At 40.3% G+C, this 24998-nt stretch carries 19 protein-coding genes and 9 pseudogenes; 20 read left to right on the top strand and 8 right to left on the bottom strand.

Annotation, left to right across the window (positions count from 1 at the left end; genetic code table 11):
• Positions 1 to 60: 60 nt before the first annotated feature.
• The 7 genes and pseudogenes from dapF to MAQA_RS04920 all read left to right on the top strand — a co-directional run bounded on the left by dapF (position 61) and on the right by MAQA_RS04920 (position 7564).
• A pseudogene (dapF, locus tag MAQA_RS04950) lies at positions 61 to 1048 on the top strand (diaminopimelate epimerase).
• Positions 1049 to 1058: 10 nt separating this feature from the next.
• Entirely contained in the window at positions 1059 to 1757 is a 699-nt protein-coding gene (locus MAQA_RS04945) for a phosphatase PAP2 family protein (protein ID WP_036071900.1), read from the top strand.
• 370 nt (positions 1758 to 2127) lie between these two features.
• The gene (gene cspD, locus MAQA_RS04940; RefSeq protein WP_036071898.1) at positions 2128 to 2325 is read left to right on the top strand and encodes a cold-shock protein CspD; all 198 of its coding nucleotides are present in this window, start codon (positions 2128 to 2130) and stop codon (positions 2323 to 2325) included.
• Positions 2326 to 2561: 236 nt separating this feature from the next.
• Positions 2562 to 4244 carry an acetolactate synthase AlsS gene (gene alsS / locus MAQA_RS04935; protein WP_036071896.1) on the top strand — a complete coding sequence of 561 codons (1683 nt, stop codon included), beginning with the start codon at positions 2562 to 2564 and terminating at the stop codon, positions 4242 to 4244.
• A gap of 151 nt (positions 4245 to 4395) precedes the next feature.
• Positions 4396 to 5058 carry a deoxyribose-phosphate aldolase gene (gene deoC / locus MAQA_RS04930; RefSeq protein WP_036071894.1) on the top strand — a complete coding sequence of 221 codons (663 nt, stop codon included), beginning with the start codon at positions 4396 to 4398 and terminating at the stop codon, positions 5056 to 5058.
• Between the two features lie 100 nt (positions 5059 to 5158).
• Positions 5159 to 6191, top strand: a pseudogene (locus tag MAQA_RS04925) (LacI family DNA-binding transcriptional regulator).
• Positions 6192 to 6261: 70 nt separating this feature from the next.
• A pseudogene (locus tag MAQA_RS04920) lies at positions 6262 to 7564 on the top strand (pyrimidine-nucleoside phosphorylase).
• A gap of 33 nt (positions 7565 to 7597) precedes the next feature.
• Here the strand turns inward: MAQA_RS04920 and budA are convergent.
• Positions 7598 to 8317 (bottom strand): acetolactate decarboxylase, encoded by a 720-nt coding sequence (budA, locus tag MAQA_RS04915; protein ID WP_036071892.1) that lies wholly within the window; start codon positions 8315 to 8317, stop codon positions 7598 to 7600.
• 212 nt (positions 8318 to 8529) lie between these two features.
• Here budA and MAQA_RS04910 point away from each other — a divergent pair, with 212 nt between their 5' ends.
• Together MAQA_RS04910 and MAQA_RS04905 are read left to right on the top strand one after the other, a co-directional pair.
• Positions 8530 to 9051, top strand: a complete 522-nt coding sequence (locus tag MAQA_RS04910) for a GNAT family N-acetyltransferase (protein ID WP_036072183.1) — start codon at positions 8530 to 8532, stop codon at positions 9049 to 9051.
• Positions 9048 to 9513, top strand: a pseudogene (locus tag MAQA_RS04905) (DUF6884 domain-containing protein). Before MAQA_RS04910 ends, MAQA_RS04905 begins: the two are co-directional and overlap by 4 nt.
• Before the next feature lie 4 nt (positions 9514 to 9517).
• Here the strand turns inward: MAQA_RS04905 and MAQA_RS14395 are convergent.
• A pseudogene (locus MAQA_RS14395) lies at positions 9518 to 9634 on the bottom strand (hypothetical protein); the annotation flags it as partial.
• A 32-nt stretch (positions 9635 to 9666) separates the two neighbouring features.
• A complete protein-coding gene (locus tag MAQA_RS04895; RefSeq protein ID WP_036071886.1) occupies positions 9667 to 10125 on the bottom strand; it encodes a YueI family protein in 459 nt (152 codons plus the stop codon).
• A gap of 169 nt (positions 10126 to 10294) precedes the next feature.
• Here MAQA_RS04895 and MAQA_RS04890 point away from each other — a divergent pair.
• Positions 10295 to 10802, top strand: a pseudogene (locus MAQA_RS04890) (GNAT family N-acetyltransferase).
• A 56-nt stretch (positions 10803 to 10858) separates the two neighbouring features.
• Here the strand turns inward: MAQA_RS04890 and zwf are convergent.
• Positions 10859 to 12340: a glucose-6-phosphate dehydrogenase gene (gene zwf, locus MAQA_RS04885; protein WP_036071883.1), complete on the bottom strand. Its 1482-nt coding sequence runs from the start codon at positions 12338 to 12340 to the stop codon at positions 10859 to 10861.
• Between the two features lie 247 nt (positions 12341 to 12587).
• Here zwf and rnz point away from each other — a divergent pair, with 247 nt between their 5' ends.
• The 4 genes from rnz (at position 12588) to dinB (ending at position 15469) form a co-directional block, all read left to right on the top strand.
• Positions 12588 to 13373: a ribonuclease Z gene (gene rnz / locus MAQA_RS04880; protein WP_420911929.1), complete on the top strand. Its 786-nt coding sequence runs from the start codon at positions 12588 to 12590 to the stop codon at positions 13371 to 13373.
• Positions 13357 to 13506 (top strand): hypothetical protein, encoded by a 150-nt coding sequence (locus tag MAQA_RS16585; protein ID WP_420911928.1) that lies wholly within the window; start codon positions 13357 to 13359, stop codon positions 13504 to 13506. Before rnz ends, MAQA_RS16585 begins: the two co-directional genes overlap by 17 nt.
• 11 nt (positions 13507 to 13517) lie before the next feature.
• Positions 13518 to 14309: an SDR family NAD(P)-dependent oxidoreductase gene (locus MAQA_RS04875; RefSeq protein WP_036071881.1), complete on the top strand. Its 792-nt coding sequence runs from the start codon at positions 13518 to 13520 to the stop codon at positions 14307 to 14309.
• A gap of 89 nt (positions 14310 to 14398) precedes the next feature.
• Positions 14399 to 15469, top strand: coding sequence for a DNA polymerase IV (gene dinB, locus MAQA_RS04870; RefSeq protein WP_036072181.1), 1071 nt, complete (start codon positions 14399 to 14401; stop codon positions 15467 to 15469).
• Between the two features lie 58 nt (positions 15470 to 15527).
• Here dinB and MAQA_RS04865 read toward each other — a convergent pair whose 3' ends face one another.
• Both MAQA_RS04865 and MAQA_RS04860 read right to left on the bottom strand, forming a co-directional pair.
• Complete coding sequence (locus tag MAQA_RS04865) at positions 15528 to 16727, bottom strand: toxic anion resistance protein (protein ID WP_036071879.1); 1200 nt, start codon at positions 16725 to 16727, stop codon at positions 15528 to 15530.
• Positions 16720 to 17366: pseudogene (locus MAQA_RS04860) on the bottom strand (5-bromo-4-chloroindolyl phosphate hydrolysis family protein). The gene MAQA_RS04865 and the pseudogene MAQA_RS04860 overlap by 8 nt, the downstream one beginning before the upstream one ends.
• A 207-nt stretch (positions 17367 to 17573) precedes the next feature.
• Here MAQA_RS04860 and MAQA_RS04855 point away from each other — a divergent pair.
• Positions 17574 to 18138: pseudogene (locus MAQA_RS04855) on the top strand (NUDIX domain-containing protein).
• Between the two features lie 213 nt (positions 18139 to 18351).
• The gene (locus tag MAQA_RS04850) at positions 18352 to 18909 is read left to right on the top strand and encodes a potassium channel family protein (protein WP_036071877.1); all 558 of its coding nucleotides are present in this window, start codon (positions 18352 to 18354) and stop codon (positions 18907 to 18909) included.
• Positions 18910 to 18930: 21 nt separating this feature from the next.
• On the opposite strand, the gene MAQA_RS04845 is transcribed toward MAQA_RS04850, so the two are convergent.
• Entirely contained in the window at positions 18931 to 19923 is a 993-nt protein-coding gene (locus MAQA_RS04845) for an NAD(P)/FAD-dependent oxidoreductase (protein ID WP_036071876.1), read from the bottom strand.
• Positions 19907 to 20746 (bottom strand): ABC transporter ATP-binding protein, encoded by an 840-nt coding sequence (locus MAQA_RS04840; RefSeq protein ID WP_036071874.1) that lies wholly within the window; start codon positions 20744 to 20746, stop codon positions 19907 to 19909. The genes MAQA_RS04845 and MAQA_RS04840 overlap by 17 nt, the downstream gene beginning before the upstream one ends.
• A gap of 316 nt (positions 20747 to 21062) precedes the next feature.
• Between MAQA_RS04840 and fur the strand changes: the two genes are divergently transcribed.
• From fur to lysA, 4 genes and pseudogenes are all read left to right on the top strand, one after another.
• Positions 21063 to 21518: a ferric iron uptake transcriptional regulator gene (gene fur, locus MAQA_RS04835; protein ID WP_036071873.1), complete on the top strand. Its 456-nt coding sequence runs from the start codon at positions 21063 to 21065 to the stop codon at positions 21516 to 21518.
• Between the two features lie 162 nt (positions 21519 to 21680).
• On the top strand, positions 21681 to 22574 hold the full coding sequence (gene xerD, locus MAQA_RS04830) for a site-specific tyrosine recombinase XerD (RefSeq protein ID WP_036071872.1): 894 nt from the start codon (positions 21681 to 21683) through the stop codon (positions 22572 to 22574).
• Between the two features lie 44 nt (positions 22575 to 22618).
• The gene (locus MAQA_RS04825) at positions 22619 to 23434 is read left to right on the top strand and encodes a purine-nucleoside phosphorylase (protein ID WP_036071870.1); all 816 of its coding nucleotides are present in this window, start codon (positions 22619 to 22621) and stop codon (positions 23432 to 23434) included.
• A gap of 240 nt (positions 23435 to 23674) precedes the next feature.
• Positions 23675 to 24990 (top strand): annotated as a pseudogene (gene lysA, locus MAQA_RS04820) (diaminopimelate decarboxylase).
• Positions 24991 to 24998: the final 8 nt, after the last annotated feature.

The raw sequence follows: 24998 nt of genomic DNA, 5'->3' as shown, positions 1-24998 counted from the left end.
AGTCATTTCTATATAAAATGTGGTACAATATAGCTAAAATTTTGGAAGGGCTTGAAGACATTGAAACTGGATTTTATCAAAGTTCATGGGTCACAAAATGACTTTTTTATCTTGGATGAAAGAAAGAGTGGGCTTGGCGAGTTTTCGGATGCTCAAAAAGCGCTTCTTGCCCAAAAATTATGTGATCGCTCGCATCTTTTGGGCGGCGCTGATGGTATTTTATTTGTTGGAAATGGAAATCCGGGAACGATTGGGAAAATGCGTGTTTTTAATTCAGACGGGTCGGAAGCATCTATGTGCGGTAATGGATTGAGAACTGTAGCACGTTATTTGCTAGAGGAAAATGAGCTAGGCGAAGCAAAAATTGAGACGATGAAAGCGGATCTTCTCGTGAAAAAAAAGTGAGTCATTGGGTTTTGGAATCCCAACTTTTGAAGTTGAAATTTCTCCAGTGCTTTTTACACCTGAAAGCTTACCGTTTCACTATCAAGGAGATCAACTTTTTGATGAGGTGTGGCCGGAACTAGATCCAGAGTTGCATTTTTCTGCTGTAGCCGTACCTAACCCGCATCTGATTAGTTTCGTTTCAAAAGAGATCTTTGAGTCAGACAAACAAGGTGAACTTGCCAGTTATTTAAATGGTGAAAATCCCTATTTCCCAGATGGTGTCAATGTGAGTTTTGTCAGGAGACTTGCAGAAAATCAAATTTTTGTTCGTACTTTTGAACGTGGCGTTGGCTTTACGAACGCTTGCGGAACAGCCATGTCGGCCTCGAGTCTGATTAAAAAACTACTGGATCATGATAAACTGGAAGAAGCGCTTGAAGTGTATAACGATGGCGGTATGGTGAAAGTAACAGCTGAAAAAACAGATGGTGATTTTTCATTGCATTTAATTGGAAATGCAACTTTCACGAATAAAGGAACGATCGAAATTTCTGAAGACGGAGCAAGCGTTTCGCTACTTTCTATGGAAGAAACTAATGAACAAGAAGGTTACTTGCAACTTGTTAAACAAGTCAAGGCATTTTTGCAGCAAGTAAAGTAAGGAGACGAGAATGAATTCAAATGGAAAAAAAGCGTTGCCGTTACTTATTATTGGCGTGATTGCTTTAGCTGCGTTTATTTTTGAGGCAGTTAGTGTAGCAAAAAGTAGTAATTGGGTGGCAAAGTTTGATTTAAGTTGGATCTCGCGTATTCGCGATGGTCATATTGAAGCGGGGACAACGAAGTTAGTAAAATTTTTGACGCATTTTGGGTCTGCTGAATACATCATTGTTATGACGATTATTGTTGTGATTATTTTATTCATTTTGCGGAAATTCACTGTTGGATTATGGTTTGGTGGGACGGTTCTTTTTTGTGGGGTTGTCTTGAACTATTTACTAAAACATTTTGTCGAGCGCAGTCGTCCAGATTCTTCTAATTGGCTGATCTCTGAATCAGGCTTTAGTTATCCAAGCGGACATGCTACGGCAACTTCCATTTTTTATGGACTAGCAGCACTATTTCTTATTTTTACGGTTCGACAAATTTGGGCGAAAATCGTCATCGGGGCACTTGGATTGTTTGTGATTTTTTATATCTTATATTCACGAGTGTATCTGGGCGTTCACTATCCAACCGATGTACTTGGTGGTTTTTTGTTTGGGATGGCTTCCATTTTTATTTCTACTGGGGTTTACTTCCTTGTCCGAAAACCATTACACGAGCTACTAACGAAGTGGCGTCTTAAAGATTTAAGTAAAGTTGAATAATTAGTATTCTTGGCATCTTTCAAAAGGAATTAATTGTCTCTTGAAAGATGCTTTTTTATATGTATTTATAAAGTAAGTTCGTGAATTTTCAAAATGTAAACGCCACTATTTTTTTCTTGCATTTTTTCGGGATAAGCGTTAAGATAGAACTGTTGATAAGAAAATATGGTTTTACAAGTTGTATTTTGTAGAGAACGGAAATATTCACATGTTATAAAGAGTATTCAAGCTTTTATCATATGAATACTTTTTATAATATGTGAATTTTTTTATGAAAAACATGCAAGGGCTTGTTGATTAGCTTGGCCAGTTTGTTTTTTATTTGAAAACCCATATTAAGTAAATTATTTTTTTGGAGGTCTGTGAAAACATGACAGGTAAGGTAAAATGGTTCAACGGTGAAAAAGGATTTGGATTTATCGAAGTTGAAGGCGGAGACGACGTTTTTGTACATTTCAGCGCGATCCAAGAAGAAGGTTTCAAAAGCCTAGAAGAAGGTCAAGAAGTTGAATTCGACGTTGTTGAAGGTCAACGTGGCCCTCAAGCTGAAAACGTAGTAAAACTATAATTTCAGTTTTTTGGTAAAGAAACAAAAGAATGAACGAAGTATCTAGCAGCTTTTTATGAGGTTGCTAGATTTTTTTATTTAAATGAAACACAATGTAAAACAGATTTTCGTTTCTTATATAACAGTTTTGTGATTCAAACTCTTGATTAAACTTTGATTTTATTTATAATGAGTAAGTATGGTTCAAACTGTTTTAGTTAATATTTTAAATAAAATGATACAGGAGTTGAAATGAAGTGGATAAGAAACAAGAACAGGTTGATGATAAAACTGGGGCAGATCTTGTCGTAGATAGTTTAATTAATCAAGGGGTTACACATGTTTTTGGCATACCAGGAGCAAAAATTGATAAGGTATTTGATATCATGGAAGAAAGAGGTCCTGAGCTTATTGTTAGCCGACATGAACAAAATGCGGCGTTTATGGCGGCTGCTGTTGGTCGATTGACTGGAAAACCTGGCGTTGTCCTTGTGACAAGTGGACCGGGGGCTTCAAATCTTGCAACTGGACTTGTAACAGCTACGTCAGAAGGTGATCCTGTTGTTGCGCTTGCCGGGAATGTTGGAAGACAAGATCGACTAAAAAGAACACACCAATCAATGGATAATGCAGCTCTTTTTAAATCCATTACGAAATATAGTGAAGAGGTTGTTGATGCGAAAAATATTCCTGAAGCTCTTTCGAATGCTTTCCGTGCTGCTGAGGAACCTCGTCAAGGTGGAGCGTTTGTTAGCTTACCACAAGATATTGTAACGGAGGAACAGGTTCCAGCGAAAGCGATTCGTTCGCTTGCTCGTCCGAAAACAGGTCCAGCGACAAAAGAACAAGTTGCTAAACTTATTACACGGCTGAAAAAAGCTAAACTTCCAGTTCTCCTTCTTGGTATGCGCGCTAGTAGCCCAGAAGTAACAGCCTCTATTCGTCGTCTGCTTCAAAAAACGAGTATTCCAGTAGTGGAAACATTTCAAGCCGCGGGAGTCATTTCACGCGAATTAGAAAGTAATTTTTTCGGACGTGTAGGCTTGTTCCGAAATCAACCGGGAGACATTCTTCTAAGTAAAGCAGATCTAGTCATCACTGTTGGCTATGATCCAATTGAATATGAACCAAAAGCTTGGAATGCTTCTTCTGAGCGTACGATTGTTCATATTGACGATTTTATTGCTGAAATCGATCATTATTATCAACCGGTGACGGAGCTTGTAGGGAACATTTCGCTAACACTTGATCGTATTAATGCGAAGTTCGATGGACTAGAACTGGGGGAAACGGAGCAGGAGATTTTACGTGGCTTACATGAAAAGCTTGAGCAACGTGATATTCCGAGTGAGCCCGATGAAACTAATTTAGTACACCCACTTTCTGTGATCGAATCACTACGCTCCAAAATTGATGATGATGTGACAGTAACTGTAGATGTCGGTTCTCACTATATTTGGATGGCGCGACATTTCCGCTCTTATGAGCCACGTAGATTATTGTTCAGTAATGGCATGCAAACACTCGGAGTCGCCCTTCCATGGGGAATTGCGGCCGGTCTTGTCCGTCCAGGTGAAAAGGTAGTTTCGATTTCTGGTGACGGTGGTTTCTTATTTTCTGCGATGGAGTTAGAAACAGCTGTTAGACTTAGAATTCCGATTGTTCATTTAATTTGGAACGATGGAAGTTATGATATGGTAGCCTTCCAACAAAGAATGAAATACGGCAAGGAAGCTGCTGTTCGTTTTGGTGGCGTGGATTTTGTGAAGTATGCGGAAAGCTTTGGCGCTAAAGGACTTCGTGTTGAGCGTCCTGAAGAACTGGATACGGTTCTGACAGAAGCGTTACAATCAGAAGGCCCTGTTGTGGTGGATATTCCGATTGATTATCGTGAAAACATCAAGTTGGGTGAATCGCTTCTTCCCGATCAGTTCTATTAAGTGCTACTAAAAGCAAGAATGGAGAAAGCTTTTCTTCATTCTTGCTTTTTTCGTTTTGACTAGTTCCCTTAGGACTTTCTTCAAGAATCATTGAAATTGCATGCGATCTAGAGTAAGATACAGTTAGGCTAAAATAAAGGAGTTTTGAATGATGAATATTGCCAAAATGATTGATCATACTGCACTTAAACCTGAAACGACAAAAGAACAAATTGAGAAGCTAACTGAAGAAGCGAAGACTTATCAATTTGCTTCCGTTTGTGTAAACCCTACGTGGGTCAAGTTTGCAAGCAGCCAACTTGCAGATTCGGGAGTGGATATTTGTACAGTTATCGGTTTTCCGCTTGGAGCGAATACTTCTAGTGTCAAGGCTTTTGAAACGAAAGATGCGATTTCGAATGGCGCAACGGAAGTGGATATGGTCATCAATATCGGTGCGCTAAAAGAGGGAAATGATGCGTTTGTTGAACAAGATATCAAGGCTGTTGTAGAAGCTGCTGATGGAACGCTTGTTAAAGTGATTATTGAAACTTGTCTATTAACGGATGAGGAAAAGGTTCGCGCTTGTAAACTTGCGGTTAAAGCAGGGGCGGATTTTGTGAAAACGTCTACTGGATTCAGCTCTGGTGGCGCGACAGTTCATGACATTAAGCTTATGCGTGAAACGGTTGGACCAGATACTGGCGTGAAAGCTTCTGGGGGGATTCGTACAAAAGAAGATGTGTTAAAAATGATTGATGCTGGAGCCACTCGAATTGGAGCAAGTGCTGGTGTAGCAATTGTTTCAGGCGAAGCGGGGACTTCGGATTATTGATAAAAGGCACGCAAATCGAAGGATTTGCGTGTTTTTTCTTTCCTAATCGGAATTTTTATGTAAAAATATAGAAGAACATGCTGGAAAGCGAGGGATTCGGTTGAGTACAACGATTCGAGAAATTGCTGAGAAAACAGGCGTTTCAATCACAACAATTTCGCAGATTTTAAATGGAAAAGGCGAACGATTTAGCGAAGCGACGAAGAAGAAAGTTTTTCATGCCGCTGAACAGATGAAGTATAAACCGAATTTTTTTTGCTAAAAATATGATCAAAAATCATACGAATACAATTGGCATGGTTGTCCCAGAAGTGACAGATGTGTTTTTTTCACAGCTTGTAAAAGGAGCTGAGGATTATCTAAACGGTGAAGGTTATATGATTATGCTATGCAACTCATCAAACGACACCAAAAGGGAAGACCATTACATAGAAGAGTTGCTTCATCGCGCCGTAGATGGACTGATCATTGCAAGTCCACATATTCTTGCTTCAGAAGTTTTCTCGCGCCTCAAAGAAAAGCGCTGTCCGTTTATTTTACTTGACCGGGAACGAAACGAACGGCAAGAGGGACGGATTGCCGTAGATGATTTTGCTGGGGGCTATATTGCCACAAAACATTTGATTGATTTAGGTCACCGGAAAATTGGGATTATCGTTTCGGATGCTTCTTTTTATAATGTGTTTGAACGATTTGAAGGTTATAGAAAAGCTATGAGGGATCACGGTTTACTAATTTTTGAAGATTGGATAGTGAGCGGAGACCAAACGATGCAAGGAGGTTTTGACGCAACGAGAACGTTATTTGAGCAAGATGCGGAGATAACGGCTATTTTTGCTACAAATGATTTGATGGCGACAGGGACATATCGCTATGCCTATGAGAATGGGATTGTTATTCCAGATGCACTTTCTGTCATTGGTTTTGATGATATTGAACTGGCCTCTTTTATGACTCCGGCGCTAACGACTATTCGTCAACCCATTTATGAAATGGGGACACTTGCCGCAAAAGCGCTTCTTGGGAAGATTGAACGCCCAGAAGAAGCGATGCCGAATCATTTGCTTAAACTGGAGTTGATGGAAAGAAGCAGCACGAAAAAGTTTGACAGTGGAAGCTCTTCTACCGTATAGTGAAGGAGAAAAGAGCTTACCATGTTTTGTGGATAGTAAAACGGTTTACTTGTGAAAGGATGTGCTTTAAGTGAGAATGGTGGATATTATTTCAAAAAAGCGGGATGGCTTACCATTAACTAAAAATGAAATCGCTTTTTTTTGTGGAAGGATATACGAAAGGTGAGATTCCAGATTATCAAGCCAGTGCGCTTCTTATGGCGATTTATTTTGAAGATATGACGGAGGAAGAGCGACAAGCTTTAACGATGGCGATGGTGAACTCAGGGGAGACGATTGATCTTTCGGCGATCAGTGGTATCAAAGTTGATAAGCATTCAACGGGCGGTGTTGGTGATACAACGACGCTTGTTCTTGCCCCGCTTGTTGCTTCTGCAGGCGTTCCAGTTGCTAAGATGTCTGGACGCGGACTTGGGCACACGGGTGGAACGATTGATAAATTAGAATCTGTAAAAGGGTTTCATGTGGAGCTTTCGAAAGAGGAATTCATAGAGCTTGTGAATCACGATAAAGTGGCTATTATGGGGCAGTCAGGTAATTTGACGCCGGCTGATAAAAAGCTATATGCACTGCGAGATGTGACGGGGACGGTTAACTCTATTCCGCTGATTGCGAGTTCGATTATGAGTAAGAAAATTGCGGCAGGTGCTGATGCCATTTGTTTGGATGTCAAAACGGGTGCTGGCGCTTTTATGAAAACGGAAGAGGATGCAGAAAACTTGGCGCATGCGATGGTTCGAATCGGAAATGGCGTAGGTCGAAACACAATGGCGGTCATTTCAGATATGTCACAACCGCTTGGATATGCGATTGGGAATGCGCTTGAGGTTAAAGAAGCGATTGCGACTTTGAAAGGAGAAGGTCCGAAAGATTTGACGGAACTTGTGCTTGTTTTAGGAAGCCAAATGGTGGTGCTTGCACAAAAAGCGGATAATCTAGAGGAAGCACGAGCAAAACTGGAATCGGTTATTCAAAATGGTGCAGCACTCGAGAAATTTAAAGAATTCTTGCGTAATCAAGGCGGGGATGATTCGGTTGTAGATGACCCGGGAAAACTTCCTGAAGCGGCATTTAAACAGGAAATTCCTGCTAAGCAAAGCGGGTTTGTAAGTGAAATTGTTGCAGATGAGATGGGAGTCGCAGCAATGATGCTCGGAGCTGGGCGCGCGACAAAAGAAGATGAGATCGATCTTTCTGTTGGGATTGTACTTCGGAAAAAAGTTGGGGATGCAGTTCAGGAAGGGGAAAGTCTTGCGACGGTTTATAGCCATCAAACGGATATTTCGTCTGTTCGCGATAAAATCTATGGAAATATAACGATTTCAGATCACGCAGAAAAGCCTAAATTAATTCATAAAATTATTACTGAATAAAGAGACGCAAGCTTCTAAGCTTGCGTCTCTTTATTATTTTTCAGCAGCATCGATTTGCTCGAGCATATCCTCGGATGCTAGATTTTTATTTAAGAAGTCTTCAGAGTGTGGGAGTTCTAAATGTACAGCGGTTTGTTCAGCAATTTCTACCGTTCCTTCAAGTAATTCATAGTCAAAAACGTGTCCGCCTACCTGCTTGTCTTGGTCAATGAAATGGATATGGTAGCCAGAGACGCCAATTCCTGTAATGTAAGCAGGCATATAGAATCCGACAATCGTACCTTCAATTTCTTCAAAATGATAAGTAGGCTGGGTTTTAACTGCTTCAACTAGTGGTGGATAGGGTTTAGTTTGTTTAGGAGCCACTCGAGTATTCACAAAGCGGAATTTACCTTGAATCTGGACGGCGTAGAATAAATTAGGACCTTGAGTCAAACTTGCGGTTCTTGCTTCAATTTGTTCACGTGTCGTTGCTTCCGTTACTTTAAAACGGGTATCAGGTGCAAAATGAGTCACGCTTGCGTAAGGAGTTGTCGCTTCAGGCGCGACTTCATAGGCTTTGCCATCTTCACGCACTTGGTAAGCTTTCCCGTCAGCAACAACTAGTTCTCCGTCAAATTGATCAAAGGTACCAATCCCAAGATCTCCGTGTTTGAGTAGTTCGGAAAAGGTCATCGTTCCGTCAAAAAGTCCGCCAACAAGAGCGGCCATGGTCGAATGCTGAAAGAGTTGATTTTCAGTTTTCATGTTTATCTCTCCTTGTCATATTAGTTTTTCACTCAAGACTAATACAGTTTTTATTCTTTTTCCATTATAGCACTAAAACAAGCTCTTGAAAACGGAGAGGATTCTTGATACAGATGTGTAAAACTGTATTAGTCTTAAGAGCTTCTTAATACGAAACTTGCAGAAAATGGTTGGAATTGGTACATTTAAACTATCTTGAAAAGAATGAAGGGGAAGGCATGGAATCTATTGAAACAAAGCGTTTGCTTTTGATTGAATATACCCGTGAAATGATTGAAGCGACAATCGCTGGGATCGGTGAGCTTGAAGCAGTACTTGGCTGCGAGGTTTCTGAAGACTGGCCTGGGATTGATTTCTTTTTTTATTTGCCGTATGTGCTTGATAATGTGAAGAAGAAACCGGAGATGACAAGATGGACGCGGCTTGTTATTTTAAAAGAAGAGAATATTGTGATTGGCGAAATCGGCGGACAAGGGGATCCAGATGAAACAGGAGAAATTGAACTTGGATATAGCATTGTGCCAGAATTTCAGCATCATGGTTATATGACAGAGGCTCTTTCTGCGATGCTTGCTTGGCTAAAGGAACAAGAAGTGATTACCCGGATTTTTGCACGTTCCTTTGAAAGTAATCTGGCTTCGATTGGGGTTCTTGAGCGGACAGGCTTTGTTCACCAAATGAATGAGGATGAAGTTCAATCTGGTGGGAAAATAACACACTGGGAGTGGCATAAAAAATGATGATCATTCCTTCAGGAAAACCTAAAATTTGGGATAAATGTCCAGAATTTGGAGCAGTTCCCGCAAAAGAAGCTTATACGGGGACTTTTCACAAGCTTTGTCAAGCTTACGCCGAGAAGTTTGCAGAGGATTGGTTGATCCTTTCGCCGCGTTATGGCTTTTTAAAGCCTTGTGACCTTGTTGCAGGACCTTATGATGTACGATTCACGCTGAAAGGAACAAATGAGTCAACCATTCAAATTGAGGAACTAAAAAAAGAGTGGCAAGAAAAAGGAGCTGCGCCTTTTGAACCAGTGATCATACTTGGAGGAAAAAAAATTTGGACCGCTTTTGTCTATTGTTACGGATCAAAAAAACCCCTTGCTCATGCCTCTTAGTGGTTCAAGAGGAATTGGTGAGATGCAAGGGAAATTAAAACAAGCGATTCAAAGTGGATGCCCTTTATCCAATTCGACTGATTAAAAAAAAGTGCCGCAGTAATTAATAAGAATAGAACGCCCATATTGAGATTTTTACGAATAAAGAAGTAAAGGCTTTGTAAAAGTGTTAATATACAGAGTGAAACAACGATTATGTGTAGCATAAATAACCTCCTGTAAAGAAAACACGGACTAATCATCCGTGTTTTTTTAGTTGAGTAATTTTTTTTATTTTATCAAGTAAGCTTTGCTTGGATTCATCTTGATTTTCTTCTTGTTTGGGCATTTCTTTTTCGAGCTTTACATCAGGAGATTCCACTTCTTGTTTAGCTGCTAAGACAAGAAAAATATCCGTTTCGTTTTCCTCACGTTGGACGATGGAAAACTCATTGTGAGTTTTTTCAGCGAGCTGAATATAAGGGCGAAGTGACGGATAAGGGAGCGCTCCGTTTAAAAGTAACTTGGCATCTGGATGGTCTTCCATTTTTTGCTCAAGTTCAGGAAGGAAGTCCAGTGTTTGAACTTGCTCTTTCGTAAGAGAAGTGATGACACGTTCTTGAAAAGTACCGAGATATTTTTTCTTTTGAAGAGGATGCAACTCTTTTCCGCCGGTAATTCCATTTTCTAGATATTGACCAACTTTATCTTCTTCCATTATTCGGATACTCCTTTAAAGCTATTTTCTCGTTTATTGTAGCATGAAGTTGAAGAAGGTGCAAAATTTCACAGGAATGATTTTTCGATTGGTTGAAAGAAGAGGTGTGATATAGAAGGAATATGGTATACTAGAATTGTAAAAAAAATAATGAGAGCGAGCTGGAAATATGCATATTCGGGCTTTGGAAGAAAATGATTTAATCCATATCCACGAATTAAATAACAAATTAAATGTCATGGCCTACTGGTTTGAGGAGCCTTACGAATCATTAAGTGAATTAAAGAGTCTTTATCAGAAACATATTTATGATGAAACTGAACGCCGTTTTGTTATTATTAAGGATGGTCAATTTGCGGGAATTATTGAACTTGTTGAAATTGATTACATCCATCGAAATTGTGAGATTCAAGTGATCGTGAAAGAAGAGTTTCAAGGCGAGGGGCTTGCGCAAGAAGCGATGGAGAAAGGGATTAACTATGCGTTTCAAATTTTGAATCTCCATAAAGTGTTTTTATATGTAGATACGGAAAATGAAGGAGCCGTTCACATCTATTAAAAAATTGGGATTCAAAATTGAAGGAACGATGATTGAACAGTTTTACATGAGGGGGGACTATAAGGATTGTTATTTTATGGGACTCTTTAAGCGAGACTGGAAACATGATTATATGTAAGTCAAAAGAAAAATCCGCTGTTGTAAACTTTACAACAGCGGATTTTTGAATTTAGATTATTCATCAACGACCGGGAACCAAGCAAATCCGTCTTTTTGAACGAGTTCATCAGCTTCTTTTGGCCCCATGGAACCAGGTTTGTAGTTCGGGAAGTGATCTTTTGTCGTGGTCCAAACCGCTGCAATATGGTCAATAAAATTCCAGGAAAGGCTCACTTCATCCCAGTGAGAGAAGTAAGTAGCGTCCCCGCGCAAGCAGTCAAGAATCAACTTTTCATATGCTTCAGGCGTGTTCATCCTGTCTTGTGATGAGTGAACGTAGTCAAGGTTGACTGGCATTGTGACCATTCCTTGTCCCGGCTCTTTCACATTTAAATGAAGCGTAATGCCTTCGTTCGGCTGAATATGGATCACAAGCACATTGCCGCCTAGTGATTGCTGATTACCAAACAAATTCATAGGAACATCTTTAAAATGAATCGCAATTTGTGTGGCTTTAGTAGCTAAACGTTTTCCAGTTCGAATATAAAACGGAACACCTGCCCAGCGGAAATTGTCGATCATGAGCTTTGCTGCTACGAATGTTTCAGTGTTGGAATTTGGATCCACGTTTTCTTCTTCGCGATAACTTTTTAGTTCTTTGCCATCTACTTCGCCATTACCATATTGTCCGCGGATAAAATGTTGATGGACTTCTTTACCTTCATATACCCGCAACGCGCGTAGTGCCCGCACTTTTTCATTGCGAATTTCTTTTGTCGTAAGTTTGATGGGGGGCTCCATAGCAAGCAAAGAAACAATTTGCAAGATATGGTTTTGAACCATATCACGCAGTGCGCCGCTTTCATCATAGTAACGTCCACGGTCTTCAACGCCCAGTACTTCGCTGAGTGTTACTTGGATATTATCGATATAACGATTGTTCCAAAGAGACTCAATAATGGAATTTGCAAAGCGGATCACAGAAATATTTTGAATCATTTCTTTTCCAAGATAGTGATCGATTCGGTAAATCTCATCTTCACGGAAAGCTTCTCTGAGCGAGTTGTTTAGCTCCTCAGCGCTTTTTAAATCATGCCCAAAAGGTTTTTCGATAATTAAACGGTGGAAACCCGCAGTGTCCGTAAAGCCTTCTGATTTGATTCTTCTTGCGATTGTCCCGAAGAAATTTGGTGCCATCGCGAGGTAAAACAAACGGTTACCGTCTAATTGATATTTTTCATCTAATTCATCCGACAGATTTTTTAACGAAACGTAGGTTTCTTGATCCATTACATCGTGGGACTGGTAATAAAAATGAGAAGCGAATTCCTCGGCGTGTTCCGAAGCACCTTCAATATCTTGAAGCGATTCCTTCACTTTCTCGCGGAAAAATTCATTGCTCCATTCTCTTCTTGCTGTTCCGATGACAGCAAAGTGATCTTTTAAATAGCCCTTTGTAAATAAATGGTATAGAGAGGGGTAAAGTTTCCGATTTGCTAAATCTCCCGTTCCACCAAATATTGTGATCAAAGCTTTTTGTTCTAACTCGTCTGCCATACGTGACCTGACCCTCTTTCCTTCATTCTATCTGAAAGTTAGGTTTACAAATAAAACTAACTTCACTTCATTCTTTAATGAGCACAAGACACTCATTAGCTCCTTACTATTTTATCTATTTGGCGGGCACTATGCAACTGTTTGACTTACGATTTTAATTGGTCTAGGTTAAAATTTTTTTGGGTTTTCGAAAATCAGTTGATTATGCTAAAATGAAGACTAGTAAAACGAAAGCGGGGAAAGCAAAGTGGAACTCATTTTTCTTGGTACAGGAGCCGGTGTTCCGTCAAAAGGTCGAAATGTTACTTCTCTTGCACTGATGATGCTAAGTGAGCGAAATGCGATTTGGTTATTCGACTGCGGGGAAGCAACGCAGCACCAAATTCTTTATTCGCAAGTAAAGCTTAGCAAAGTCGAAAAGATTTTTATTACACATATGCATGGTGATCACATTTTTGGCTTGCCGGGGCTCTTATCCAGTCGTTCATTTCAAGGTGGCGAGAGCGAGCTCGTTGTTTATGGTCCTGCAGGAATCAAGAACTATATTGAAACTAGTCTAATGCTTTCGGGGACGCATTTATCTTACCCGCTTCGAATTGAAGAATTAGCTTTTGATGGTACTGTTTATCAAGATGAAGAAATAAAGGTGGCTTGTATGGAACTTGACCACGGCATTTCTTCATTTGGTTTTCGGATTGAAGAAAGCGATAAACAAGGGGCTCTTGATGCTGAGCAACTTATCAGGAAAGGGATCAAACCAGGACCGCTGTTTAAACAATTAAAAGATGGAGAAAAAATCATTTTGCCAAGCGGTGAGACACTTGACGGGAAAGACTATATTGGTCCTGCGCAAAAAGGAAAAGTGATTGCCATTTTTGGAGATACTCGCAGTTTTAAGCGGGAAGAAGAACTTGCCAAAAATGCTGATCTCATCGTGCATGAAGCGACTTTTGAAGCAGAAAAAGGGGAGATGGCGCGTGCTTACATGCATTCAACAACAAAAGAAGCAGCGACTCTTGCAAAAAAATGCTAACGCAAAGCGATTAATTATAACGCATATCAGTTCTCGCTATGATAAAGAAACGAGTGAACAATTAGTAAATGAAGCACGGGAAATTTTTCCAGAAACAGAAATTGCAAGTGACTTAGCAACGTTTGAAATTTAGGAGGAAAGACAATGAATCCATATCTTGCCGGAAAAACGGTTGTTATTACCGGTGCTTCAAGTGGACTTGGGGAAAGTTTGGCACACCTTTGTGCGCGAGAAAAAGCACATCTTGTGCTCCTTGCGCGAAGTGAAGATAAGTTAGCCGAACTTTCGGGGAAGCTTGAATCCGCTTATGATATCAGCGCGTCTTTCTATCCGATTGATGTGACCGATTTTGCTGCCTTAGAGGCAGTAACAAAACGAATTTTAGATCAACATGATATTGACGTTTTAGTGAATTCTGCTGGCTTTGGCTTGTTTGAAATAGCTCTTGATACGCCTTTTGAGACAGTGGAAGCGATGTTTGACACAAATGTTTTGGCGTTAATTCGCTTGACACAGCTATTTTTACCAACGTTACTTGAAAAAAATGAAGGGCATATCGTGAATATTGCCTCACAAGCTGGAAAAATTGCGACTCCTAAATCAAGCACCTATGCGTCCACAAAGTTCGCCGTTTTAGGCTATTCCAATGCTCTGCGGATGGAACTTAGCGAAACGAATATTCACGTCACAACGGTCAATCCGGGCCCGATGACAACGAATTTTTTTACGATTGCCGACCAGTCAGGGGAATACTTAAATAATGTTAGTTTTTTTGCGCTAAAACCGGAAAAAGTAGCGGAAAAAACCGTGCGAATTCTTGGCAAGAAACGGCGAGAAATCAATTTGCCGATTTTGATGAATATCGGAACGAGGCTTTATCAAGTGATGCCAAGCCTTGTCGAATTTTTTGGAAAGCGAGCCTTCATGAAGAAGTAGGCTCGCTTTTCTTTTTTAGACTTGGCAAACGCCGCATTTTCTTGTATAATAAAAGGGAACAAATGTTCTTTTGGAAGGAGAGGAAGGTCATAGATACAAGCCGAAAAATCATTCATATTGACATGGATGCTTTTTATGCATCGGTCGAGCAACGTGATCATCCAGAATTCCGGAACAAACCACTCATCATCGGAGGAGATCCAAAGAAACGTGGGGTCGTCTCAACTTGTTCCTATGAAGCGAGAAAGTTTGGCGTGCATTCAGCGATGCCTTCTAGTCAAGCAGTAAAACTTTGTCCGCAAGGGATCTTTATTCATGGGAATATGGAGCATTATATGGAAGTTTCGGCTCAAATCCGGGAAATTTTCCATCGCTATACGGATGTGATTGAGCCCCTTTCGCTTGATGAGGCTTATCTAGATGTGACTGAAAATAAAGTTGGCATGAAATCAGCAACTCTAATTGCGCGCGAAATCCAGCGTGCCATTTACCAAGAACTACATTTAACTTCTTCAGCAGGCGTTTCCTACAATAAATTTATCGCTAAAATTGCCTCCGATTACGAGAAACCGGCCGGACTTACTGTCGTTCCGCCTGAATATGCTGAGGCTTTTTTGGAAGGGATCCCCATCGATAAATTTTATGGTGTGGGGAAGGTAACAGCAGAAAAAATGCACCGACTCGGGATTCATACGGGGAAAGACTTGCGCGCTTGGAGCGAATGGGATTTGATTCGTGAATTCCATAAACACGGCTACGCGCTGTATCGCCATGTGAGAGGGCGGTCCAATAATATTGTGAATCCAAATCGTGACCGGAAGTCCGTTGGAAAAGAAACGACTTTTGCTGAAAATATTTGGAATGAAAAAGTACTTGAAGAAAATTTAATGCGCTTTGCAGAAAAAATTGAACAGCGACTTGGGAAAATTCATAAGCACGGGAAAACGGTTGTTTTAAAATTGCGCTACAGCGATTTTACGACGATTACAAAACGGATGACATTAACGGATTATGTGCATGAAAAAAGATGGATTTATGAAGCGGGGCGAGCCTTACTTCAAGAAGCTTATCATGGTGAAGATTCCATTCGCTTGATTGGCCTTACAGTGACGAATTTGAAACCCATTCATTTTGAAAATCTGCGCCTCGAAGGGCTCTAATAAATAAAGAAAAAGCGTTCCTTTCCGATTCGGAAAGGAACGCTTTTGTTTGGATTCATTATTTTAGTTCTAGCAGCCGATCTTTTAGTTCTTGCTCCATCGAAACGAGTTCTTGTTCAGCGGCAGCACGTTTAGCGCGACCTTCTTTCTGGATTTTAAGGGTTTCTTGCAGAGTTTCAATCAAGCTAGATTGGGTTTCCTTCAAGGTTTCGATATCAACAATCCCTCTTTCATTTTCACGCGCTGTTTCAATCGCGTTTGTTTTAAGCATATCAGCATTGCGTTTCAAGAGTTCATTGGTTGTTTCTGAAACTTGACGCTGTGCTTGAACGGCTTGTTGTTGCCGCAATAATGTTAGCGCAATGGCAACTTGGTTTTTCCAAAGCGGGATCGCCGTCATGATAGAGGACTGGATTTTTTCAGCAAGTGCTTGGTTGGTATTTTGAATCAACCGAATTTGCGGGGCTTGCTGAATCGTAATTTGACGACTCAGTTTCAAATCGTGAACGCGTTTTTCTAACCGATCAGCAAATTGCATCAAATCGTTGTACTCTTGGAAATCCATTTGATCTCCTGTTTGTTCTGCTTTTTTCTTTAACTCGGGGAGAAGCTTGTCTTGGATATCTTCCAGTTTTAATTCTCCCGCTGCGATATAAATATTTAGCGCTTGAAAGTAATCTTTATTTTTATCATAAAGTTGCTCGAGGAAGGAGTTATCCTCAATCAGCCGTTTTTTCGAATGCTCGAGTTTTAGTGCGATTCGATCAATTTGAGTTCCAATTTTTTGATATTTAGATGTGATTTCATTGATCGATTGTTTCACCCGGTGGAACATTTTCGTAAAGATATTTTTATTGCGCGCCGCAAGTTCATCAGGATCAGCTTCTTGCAGTCGATACATTAAATCACTGATGATGTCACCAATTGGACCGACATCTTGTTTTTGAACGTGAGCGAGCATGGAATGAGAAAAATCATGTAATTTAGCTTGCGCCGGCGCCCCGTAGCTTAAAATGGCCGCTTGGTTACCTGGCTCGATTTGTTTGCTCAATTCCATAGCTTGTCGTTTGTTACTTTCTGGAAGCATGTCGACAAGGCGAGGAGCCGTTTTACTGTCCGTTTCACTATTTAAAAGGCTTGTTTCAGTGGTTCCATCTGTTCCAAAAGGGTTGGAAAGCAAATCATCAAGCGTATGATTCATTTCTTTTTCAAGCATATCTGTTTGGTTCAGTTCTTTATTTTCTTTTGAGTCACTCATGATTTTGACCCCTTTCGAATTTCTTTTTTTGCTTTGAAATCGAATTTTTAGCGACTTCAAGTTCAAAATCAAGGCTGTTCACATCTTGGTTAAGTAAAGTGAATAAATCTTTTTCGATGACACGACTTAAATCATTTAAAAGTGAACGTGTGTCAGATAAGGTTTGATAAATTTTTTTATCTTTAACCGGCTGGCTTTCTAAAAAGGCATATTTCTCTGTGAGTTCAACAAGCGAATCCAAGTGTGAGAAGAAGAAATCTTCTGCTTCGTAAAAACGCTTAGGCTCTTCTTTCACGATTTGGTAAAGTCGTTTTGTTAATTGTAATGTTTTGTTGCGTTCTTGGAAGGAATAAAGTGCTTTATGAGCACTCATGATTTTTTGCAGGCGTAAAATTTTAGCGCGTGCTTCCTCTAAATTGGAACGAATATAACGATACTCTTTGTTTGTTAATCCAGTTTTTTCTGCCAAGCTTTTTCGCCGGCTTTTGATGAAAAGAAGAACAAAATACCAGCTACAGCAAGCGTGATGAGCATGATAAGCAAATAATGGTTTGTGAAAATCGCGGAAAGAATACCGAATAGCACACAAACAATGATCACAGAACCTGTAAATGCCATTATTTTTTTAAATAGAGTCATGGTTTATCTTCTCCTTCGGTTCCTCATTCTAAAATGTTTACAGAAAATCAGTATGATTTATTTCAACCTTTTTTGCTTTTTAGAAAGGATATTTGATTTAAATTTATCATATCATATTCGCTAGAAACATGTTATCAGTCGCGCGACGTAAATTCTTCTCGGACCGCTTAAGTATGTTACAATATAGAAAAAAAAGAAGGTGACCTAATGCGCAATTTAGAAGAAAAGACTTTGCGAGAAAAAACATGGTTTGAAGGACGCGTTGTTAAACTTGTGACAGCTGACGTTGAACTTCCAGATGGAACTACTGGAAATCGTGAGATCGTGAAGCATCCAGGTGCTGTTGCGATACTTCCGATTTGTGACTCTGGAAAGCTCCTTCTAGTGGAACAATACCGCAAACCACTTGAGAAAGCAATTGTTGAAATTCCGGCTGGAAAAATAGAACCTAATGAAGACAAAAAAAATAACGGCAGCACGTGAACTGGAAGAAGAAACAGGACGCGTTGCAGGAACACTCAGTTACCTGACTTCATTTTATACAGCTCCAGGGTTCTCGGATGAACTATTACATATTTATGTAGCCCATGACTTAAAAAAATTGCAGCATCATAGACCGCTTGATGAAGATGAATTTGTAAACATACTTGAAGTGACACTAGACGAGGCGAAGCAATTGATCGATCAACAAGTTATCCATGATGCTAAAACCGTTTATGCGATTCAGTATTTGGAGTTAGAAAAACTAAAAAGGCAGCTTGATGAGATTTAGCTAGCTAAAATGAAAAGAAAATTTGTGGAAGAGGGGAGGTCAAGCATGGCACATTTTTTTTCAAAAAAAAAGCGGATCTTATTTATCAATTATTTATTGTAAGTCTAATCATTTTATCGCTTTCTTTGCTAGATAACTCGTCAACTTGGGCAAATATCGTGCAGTGGCTGATTTGGCTTATTTTTGTACTAGACTACGGTGTTCAGCTAATTCGTGCGGAGAATAAAAAGACTTTTCTTAGGACGCATTTTTTTAGAGGCGCTTTCTGTCATTCCGTTTTTGCACGATTTTCGGGTTTTTAAACTGATTTCTGTTTTGCACTATGTTGGTTATCTTTCAAAGGGATTACGCCATTCATGGAAAATTTATAATATGTTACTCAAATATTTTTCAAATCGGCTTGTGATTGGACTTGTGATCACCATTTTAGTGGTGCCATTTATTATGTTTCTCATTGAACCTGGTTTTACTTCCTACCGTGAAGCGATTTGGTGGTGTGTTCAAACGGTTTCGACAGTCGGATATGGCGATGTGATTCCGAATACGCAGCTGGGGAGATTGATCGCTGGTTTCATGATGCTGATCGGCATTTCTATTTTGGGGGCATTTTCTGGTGTCGTTAGTGAATATTTTCGCGGGAAAAAGAAAAATGATTTTGATGGTTTGGTAAAGTCAATCGCTAATGTAGAGACTCTGACAAAAGAACAAAAGAAACTTTTGAAAGATTTAATCGATACGAAAAAAATAAAAAAACAAGGCGTAAAACTGTGAAGTTTTGCGCCTTGTTTTTGTTTAGTTTGTGAAATGGTCATGGTGCGTGCTGACCATAGCTTCATTTGCAGCATCTGGATCAAGATATTGTTTAGCGCTATTTACGGCGATAGCTCCTTCATGCAATCCAGCTGAGATGATTCGGATTTTTCGTGAATAGGCAGCTGCATCTCCACAAGCATAGACGCCCGGAAGATTGGTTTGCATAAAGGGATTGACTTGGATTCCCCAATCGGCGGTGTGTAATCCCCAGTTTTTTGTGAAACTAAAATCCACTTCTACTCCATGGCTGATAAATAAGGCTTCACAGGAAAGTGTAGACTCTTCGCCAGATGCTTTAGCGCAAACTGTGACGGTTTCAAGCTCGCTTCCTTCATTTAATGCCGTGATTTCATGTTGTAGATGAACTTGGATTTTAGAGGTAAGTAGATCGCTAGCTCGTTTTTCATAACCTTTAAAATTCTCACCTCGATAAATTAAATCTACAGTTTTAGCAATAGGCAGTAATGTAAAGGCGGCATCGATCGCCGCATCGCCACCGCCAGAAACAACTACTTTTTTACCGCGAAATTGTTCGAGGTCACGTAAGTGGTAGTGCGTTTTTGCGTGATGTAAAGCAGCATTTTCTGCTATCAGTGGATTCACTTCATAAGTCCCACTCCCACAAGCGATGATTACGGTTTTGGAATAATGAAGTTCCCCGTCTTCTGTTTTCAAAAGGAAGATTTCATCTTGTTGCTTTATGAGGGAGGTAACTCGTTTCCCAAGTACAAATTCAGGTTCGAATGTTTCTGCTTGCATCTTAAAATTTTGAACAAGTTCTGCTCCTGTTATTTCCGCAATTCCACCTACATCGTGGATGTTTTTATCTGGATAGAAATAGCGGATTTTTCCTCCTACATCTGGCTCAGCATCAATGACTTTGGTTTTTAGGGCGCGCAATCCGCTGTAAAAAGCTGTGTAAAGGCCAACGGGGCCAGCGCCAATAATTGTAACATCAAATAGTGAGGACATCTGGTTCAAGCTCCCTTACAACATCTTTAATTTCACATCCGCTACACGTTTCATATGGAATGCAGATGGGTACATCAGTTCTTGGATCAAGAACGATATCTGCTTTTACATTGAAGACGGCTTCGAGTGTTTCCTCAGTCATAACGTCAACGGGGGCACCGCTTGCAGCTACTTGTCCATCTTTGATCGCAATCATATGTGTGGCATAACGAGAGGCGTGATTCAAATCGTGCACGACCATGACGATTGTTTTTTGCTCAACTTGATTAAGCTCTTTTAAAATATTCATAACATCAAGTTGATGTGTCATATCAAGAAAAGTTGTCGGTTCATCCAAAAAAACAATTTCTGTGTCTTGTGCAAGAGCCATGGCGATCCAAGCGCGTTGTCTTTGACCACCAGATAATTGATCAAGCGGACGTTCCTTTAAATCAAGCAAATTTGTCATTTTAAGAGCCCAGTGAATCATTTCGTTATCCGCTTTTGAGCGAGACTTGAACCCAGTTTGATGCGGGCTTCGTCCGTAAAGAATTAATTCTTCGATCGTTAAGCCATCTGGTGCAGAAGGGTTTTGTGGAAGGATAGCTAATTCTTTCGCGATTTGTTTTGTTGGTTCTTGATGAATTTTTTTCCCATCTAAAAATACAGCTCCTTTGTTAGGTTTAATTAAGCGAGCCATGGTTTTTAAGATGGTGGACTTTCCAGAACCGTTAGCACCAACCAGTGCAGTGATTTGTCCTTTAGGAATTTCTATATTAAGCGATTCTACAATAATTCGCTTATCGTAAGCGATTTGTAAGTTCTCCGTGTAAAATTCTTCCATTTATATTCCACCTTTATAAAAAGTGATAATCATTCTCAATGTTTTAAGTATAAAAGTTTTGTGGATAAGTTTCAAGCAATTCTAGTAAAGTGATAGATGATAGTTATTCTAAAAAGAAGTTGTTTTTTAATTAATTGATAATCACTGTGGACAGAAATGAGAATATATGGTATCTTTTTAAACATAGATAGCAGAACGTAAATCAAGAATTTTAAAGCGGAAAATCAAAATTTAGTCTTGTTTTTTAATTAGAATTATTTTAATATAAAAAAGTCAATTGAGAATGAAAAAATGAAGTTTGAGGGAGGTTCTGGTGATGGAAGGACGGATTAACCGAATTAAAGCGCAACTGCATGATGCAAGTTACAAGTTAACCCCACAACGTGAGGCGACTGTGCGCGTTCTTTTAGAAGATGAAAAAGAGCATTTGAGTGCGGAAGAGGTATTTATGCGAGTGAAAGAAATCGCTCCTGATACTGGACTTGCAACGGTTTACCGGACTCTTGAACTTTTAACTGAACTGCGCGTGGTTGATAAAATTAATTTTGGAGATGGGGTTTCACGTTTTGATTTACGCAAAGAAGGGGCTAAGCATTTTCATCACCACTTAGTTTGCCTAGAATGTGGTTCTGTCGAAGAAATTCAAGAAGATTTACTTGAAGAGGTAGAAAAAGTGGTGGAAGCGAAATGGCATTTTCTTGTGAAGGATCACAGGTTAACTTTTCAAGGCGTTTGTTCGAAGTGTCGCGCAAATGGAAAGAAAAAGAACTGAACGAGCATCGGCTTCCGCTGATGCTCGTTTTGCTATTTAATCGAGCAAGGAAAACGTTTAGGCGGAACAGAACATGAGGCGCTTTTTCTTGTGGGATTTCTTAGGTTTAAAGTTCATTCCTGTTTCGTTTCGTGATAAAATGGAAAAGCGGGAGGCGAGACTATGGACGAATGGATTGAAGATTTTTTACATTTTTTAACGGTCGAACGCGGGTTATCAGAAAACACACGAAAAGCTTATGCGCGTGATTTGCATTTTTTTGCCGTCTATTTAAAGGAAGAAGAAGGAATCGAACGGCCTGATCTTGTGTCACGAAGAGAAATTGTTTCATTCATGAATTTTGCTCGTGAAAGAGGGAAATCGCCTCGGACGGTCGCACGCTATATTGCTTCTCTTCGCTCGTTCTTTCATTTTTTGCTTCATGATGGGAAGGTGCCGCATGATCCGATGATTCAGATTGAAACGCCCAAACAACGTCAAGGGCTTCCCAAGGTGCTAAATTATCAGGACGTTGAGAAGCTGCTTGAGACACCTGACACAAAGACTGTGTTTGGCCTTCGGGATCAAGCCATGCTTGAGGTGCTTTATGCGACAGGGTTACGTGTTTCTGAACTGATTCATTTAAAACTGGATGATCTTCATTTACATATGGGTTTTATTCAGACGATTGGTAAGGGGAATAAAGAGCGAATTATTCCGCTTGGAGGAACGGCTACAAAAGCCGTTGAAAGCTATCTTGAGTCAGGGAGGCCAAAGCTTTATCGCTCGAAATCACGCAATGATTTTGTGTTTTTAAATCATCATGGCATGGGAATGACACGCCAAGGGTTTTGGAAAAATCTTAAACAAATGGCGTTAAAAGCTGGCATTGATAAACCGATTACACCGCATACGTTACGTCACTCTTTTGCAACGCATCTCCTTGAAAACGGGGCGGATTTGAGGTCTGTGCAGGAGCTTCTCGGTCATGCAGATATTTCTACCACGCAAATTTATACACATGTAACAAAAGCGCGACTTAAAGATGTTTACAAAAAGTATCATCCGCGTGCATGACAAATAAAGGAATTGAATTAAAAAAGATGGGAGTTTGAAGTGAGATGAGTATGGATAAATTAAATGAAGCGGTTGGCAAAATTCGATCACATTATTCAGGAGAGCCAAAAATTGGTTTGATTCTGGGTTCAGGTCTCGGGGTTTTAGGGGATGAAATTAAAAATCCAACAAAGCTTTCTTATGAGGAGATCCCACATTTCCCAGTTTCAACTGTTTCTGGACATGCAGGTCAATTTGTATTTGGTGAGCTCGAGCAAAAAGAAGTCGTAGCCATGCAGGGTAGATTTCATTTTTATGAAGGATATAGCATGGAAGAAGTTACTTTTCCAGTTCGTGTGATGAAGGAACTTGGCGTGACGCATTTGATTGTCACGAATGCGGCAGGCGGTGTGAATGAGCTTTATCAAGCAGGCGATTTGATGCTGATTTCAGACCACATCAATTTTATTGGAACAAATCCGTTGATTGGAAAAAATAATGACCATTTTGGTCCGCGCTTTCCGGATATGTCTGAAGCGTATTCACTTGAGCTACGTGAGGCGGCGCGTCTCATTGCCCAAGACTTAGGAATTGAAATACGTGAAGGTGTCTATGCTGGATTCAGTGGACCGACGTATGAAACGCCAGCCGAGATTCGAATGATCCGGACGCTTGGGGCGGATGCTGTTGGGATGTCAACAGTACCTGAGGTGATTGTTGCGAATCATGCTGGGCTTAAGGTGCTTGGAATTTCGTGCATTACGAACATGGCTGCTGGGATTTTAGATCAGCCGCTTTCGCATAGTGAGGTTATTGAAACAACAGATCGTGTGCAACAAACGTTCCTCACTTATGTTCGCGCGATTTTAAAAGATATGTAGCTAAAAAAGCCGTTTTTTCTGTTTGTGTCAGGGGAAACGGTTTTTTTCTGCAAGAAACACGGGGTGAGTTTTTTTTAAAACGAAAAAGTCTTGAGGGGAAAGTATTGGTTTCTTGAAAGGAGAGAAATTGGATTTATTCTTTTCTAAAGATTGTTATTGTTTCAGGTAGACGGTTTGTGCTACTATAAGAAGGAACTTTAACGCAAATATGAATTTTAAAGACGAAAGGCGGGGACAGGTTTGACTTTTGAAAGGTTTGGAACGATGGATGTAAATGAAGCCGGACATCTCGAAATCGGAGGGGTGGACACGCTAGAGCTTGCCAAAAGGTATGGCACCCCGCTTTACGTGTACGATGTTGCGTTAATCCGGGAACGAGCACGTGGGTTTAAACAAACGTTTGCAGAATTAAATGTGCAAGCGCAAGTCGCTTATGCGAGTAAAGCTTTTTCTTCTGTTGCGATGTACGAGCTTATGGCAGAAGAAGGTCTTTCGCTAGATGTTGTTTCTGGTGGAGAGCTTTACACGGCGATTCAAGCGGGATTTCCGGCAGAACGAATTCATTTTCACGGCAACAATAAAACGCTTCATGAAATAGAAATGGCGCTTGATTACCAAATTGGCTGCATTGTGATTGATAATTTTTATGAAATCGAACTTTTAAAGGGATTGCTTGAAGAGCGAAAAAACAAAAAATACAAGTGTTGATTCGGGTCACACCAGGAATTGAAGCTCATACGCACGACTACATTTTAACAGGGCAAGATGATTCGAAGTTTGGCTTTGGTTTGACAAACGGACAAGCAGAGCGCGCGATTGAAGAAGTACTTGCAAATGCACATGTGTTTGACTGTACCGGTCTCCATTGTCATATCGGATCACAAATTTTTGAGACAACGGGTTTTATCATGGCGGCACACCGAATCATGGAACAACTTGTAGTATGGCATAAGAAATTGAACTTTGACTCAAAAGTACTCAATCTTGGCGGTGGTTTCGGTGTTCGTTATACGGAAGAAGATGAACCGCTTGAACCGGAAGTTTACGTGCGTGAAATCGTGAAGGAAGTTAAAAAAATGGCACTAGCAAACGGACTTGCTGTACCAGAAATTTGGATTGAGCCGGGAAGATCTCTCGTCGGGGAGGCGGGAACCACTCTTTACAAGGTAGGCTCACGTAAAGAAGTGCCGGGGATTCGAAGCTACTTAGCTGTTGATGGCGGCATGAGCGATAATATTCGCCCTGCACTTTATGAAGCGCACTATGAGGCGGTTCTTGCTGAGGCACCGCTTCAAGAAACAGAAGAAACGGTTGCGATTGCTGGGAAATGTTGTGAATCGGGAGATATGTTGATCTGGGATTTACCGCTTCCAAAATCAAATGCAGGAGATGTGCTCGCTGTATTTTGTACAGGAGCTTACGGCTATTCAATGGCTAATAATTATAATCGCATTCCGAGACCGCCCGTTGTGTTTGTGGAAGATGGCGTTAGTCGGCTTGTCGTTCGAAGAGAGTCTTATGAAGATTTGGTGCGAAACGATTTGCCGCTTTACTAAGGTGGATA

The organism is Listeria aquatica FSL S10-1188 (genome assembly GCF_000525795.1).
GTDB lineage: Bacteria > Bacillota > Bacilli > Lactobacillales > Listeriaceae > Listeria > Listeria aquatica.
The sequence above is the reverse complement of the archived record's forward strand: the minus strand, read 5'-3'. Positions and strand labels throughout refer to the sequence as shown.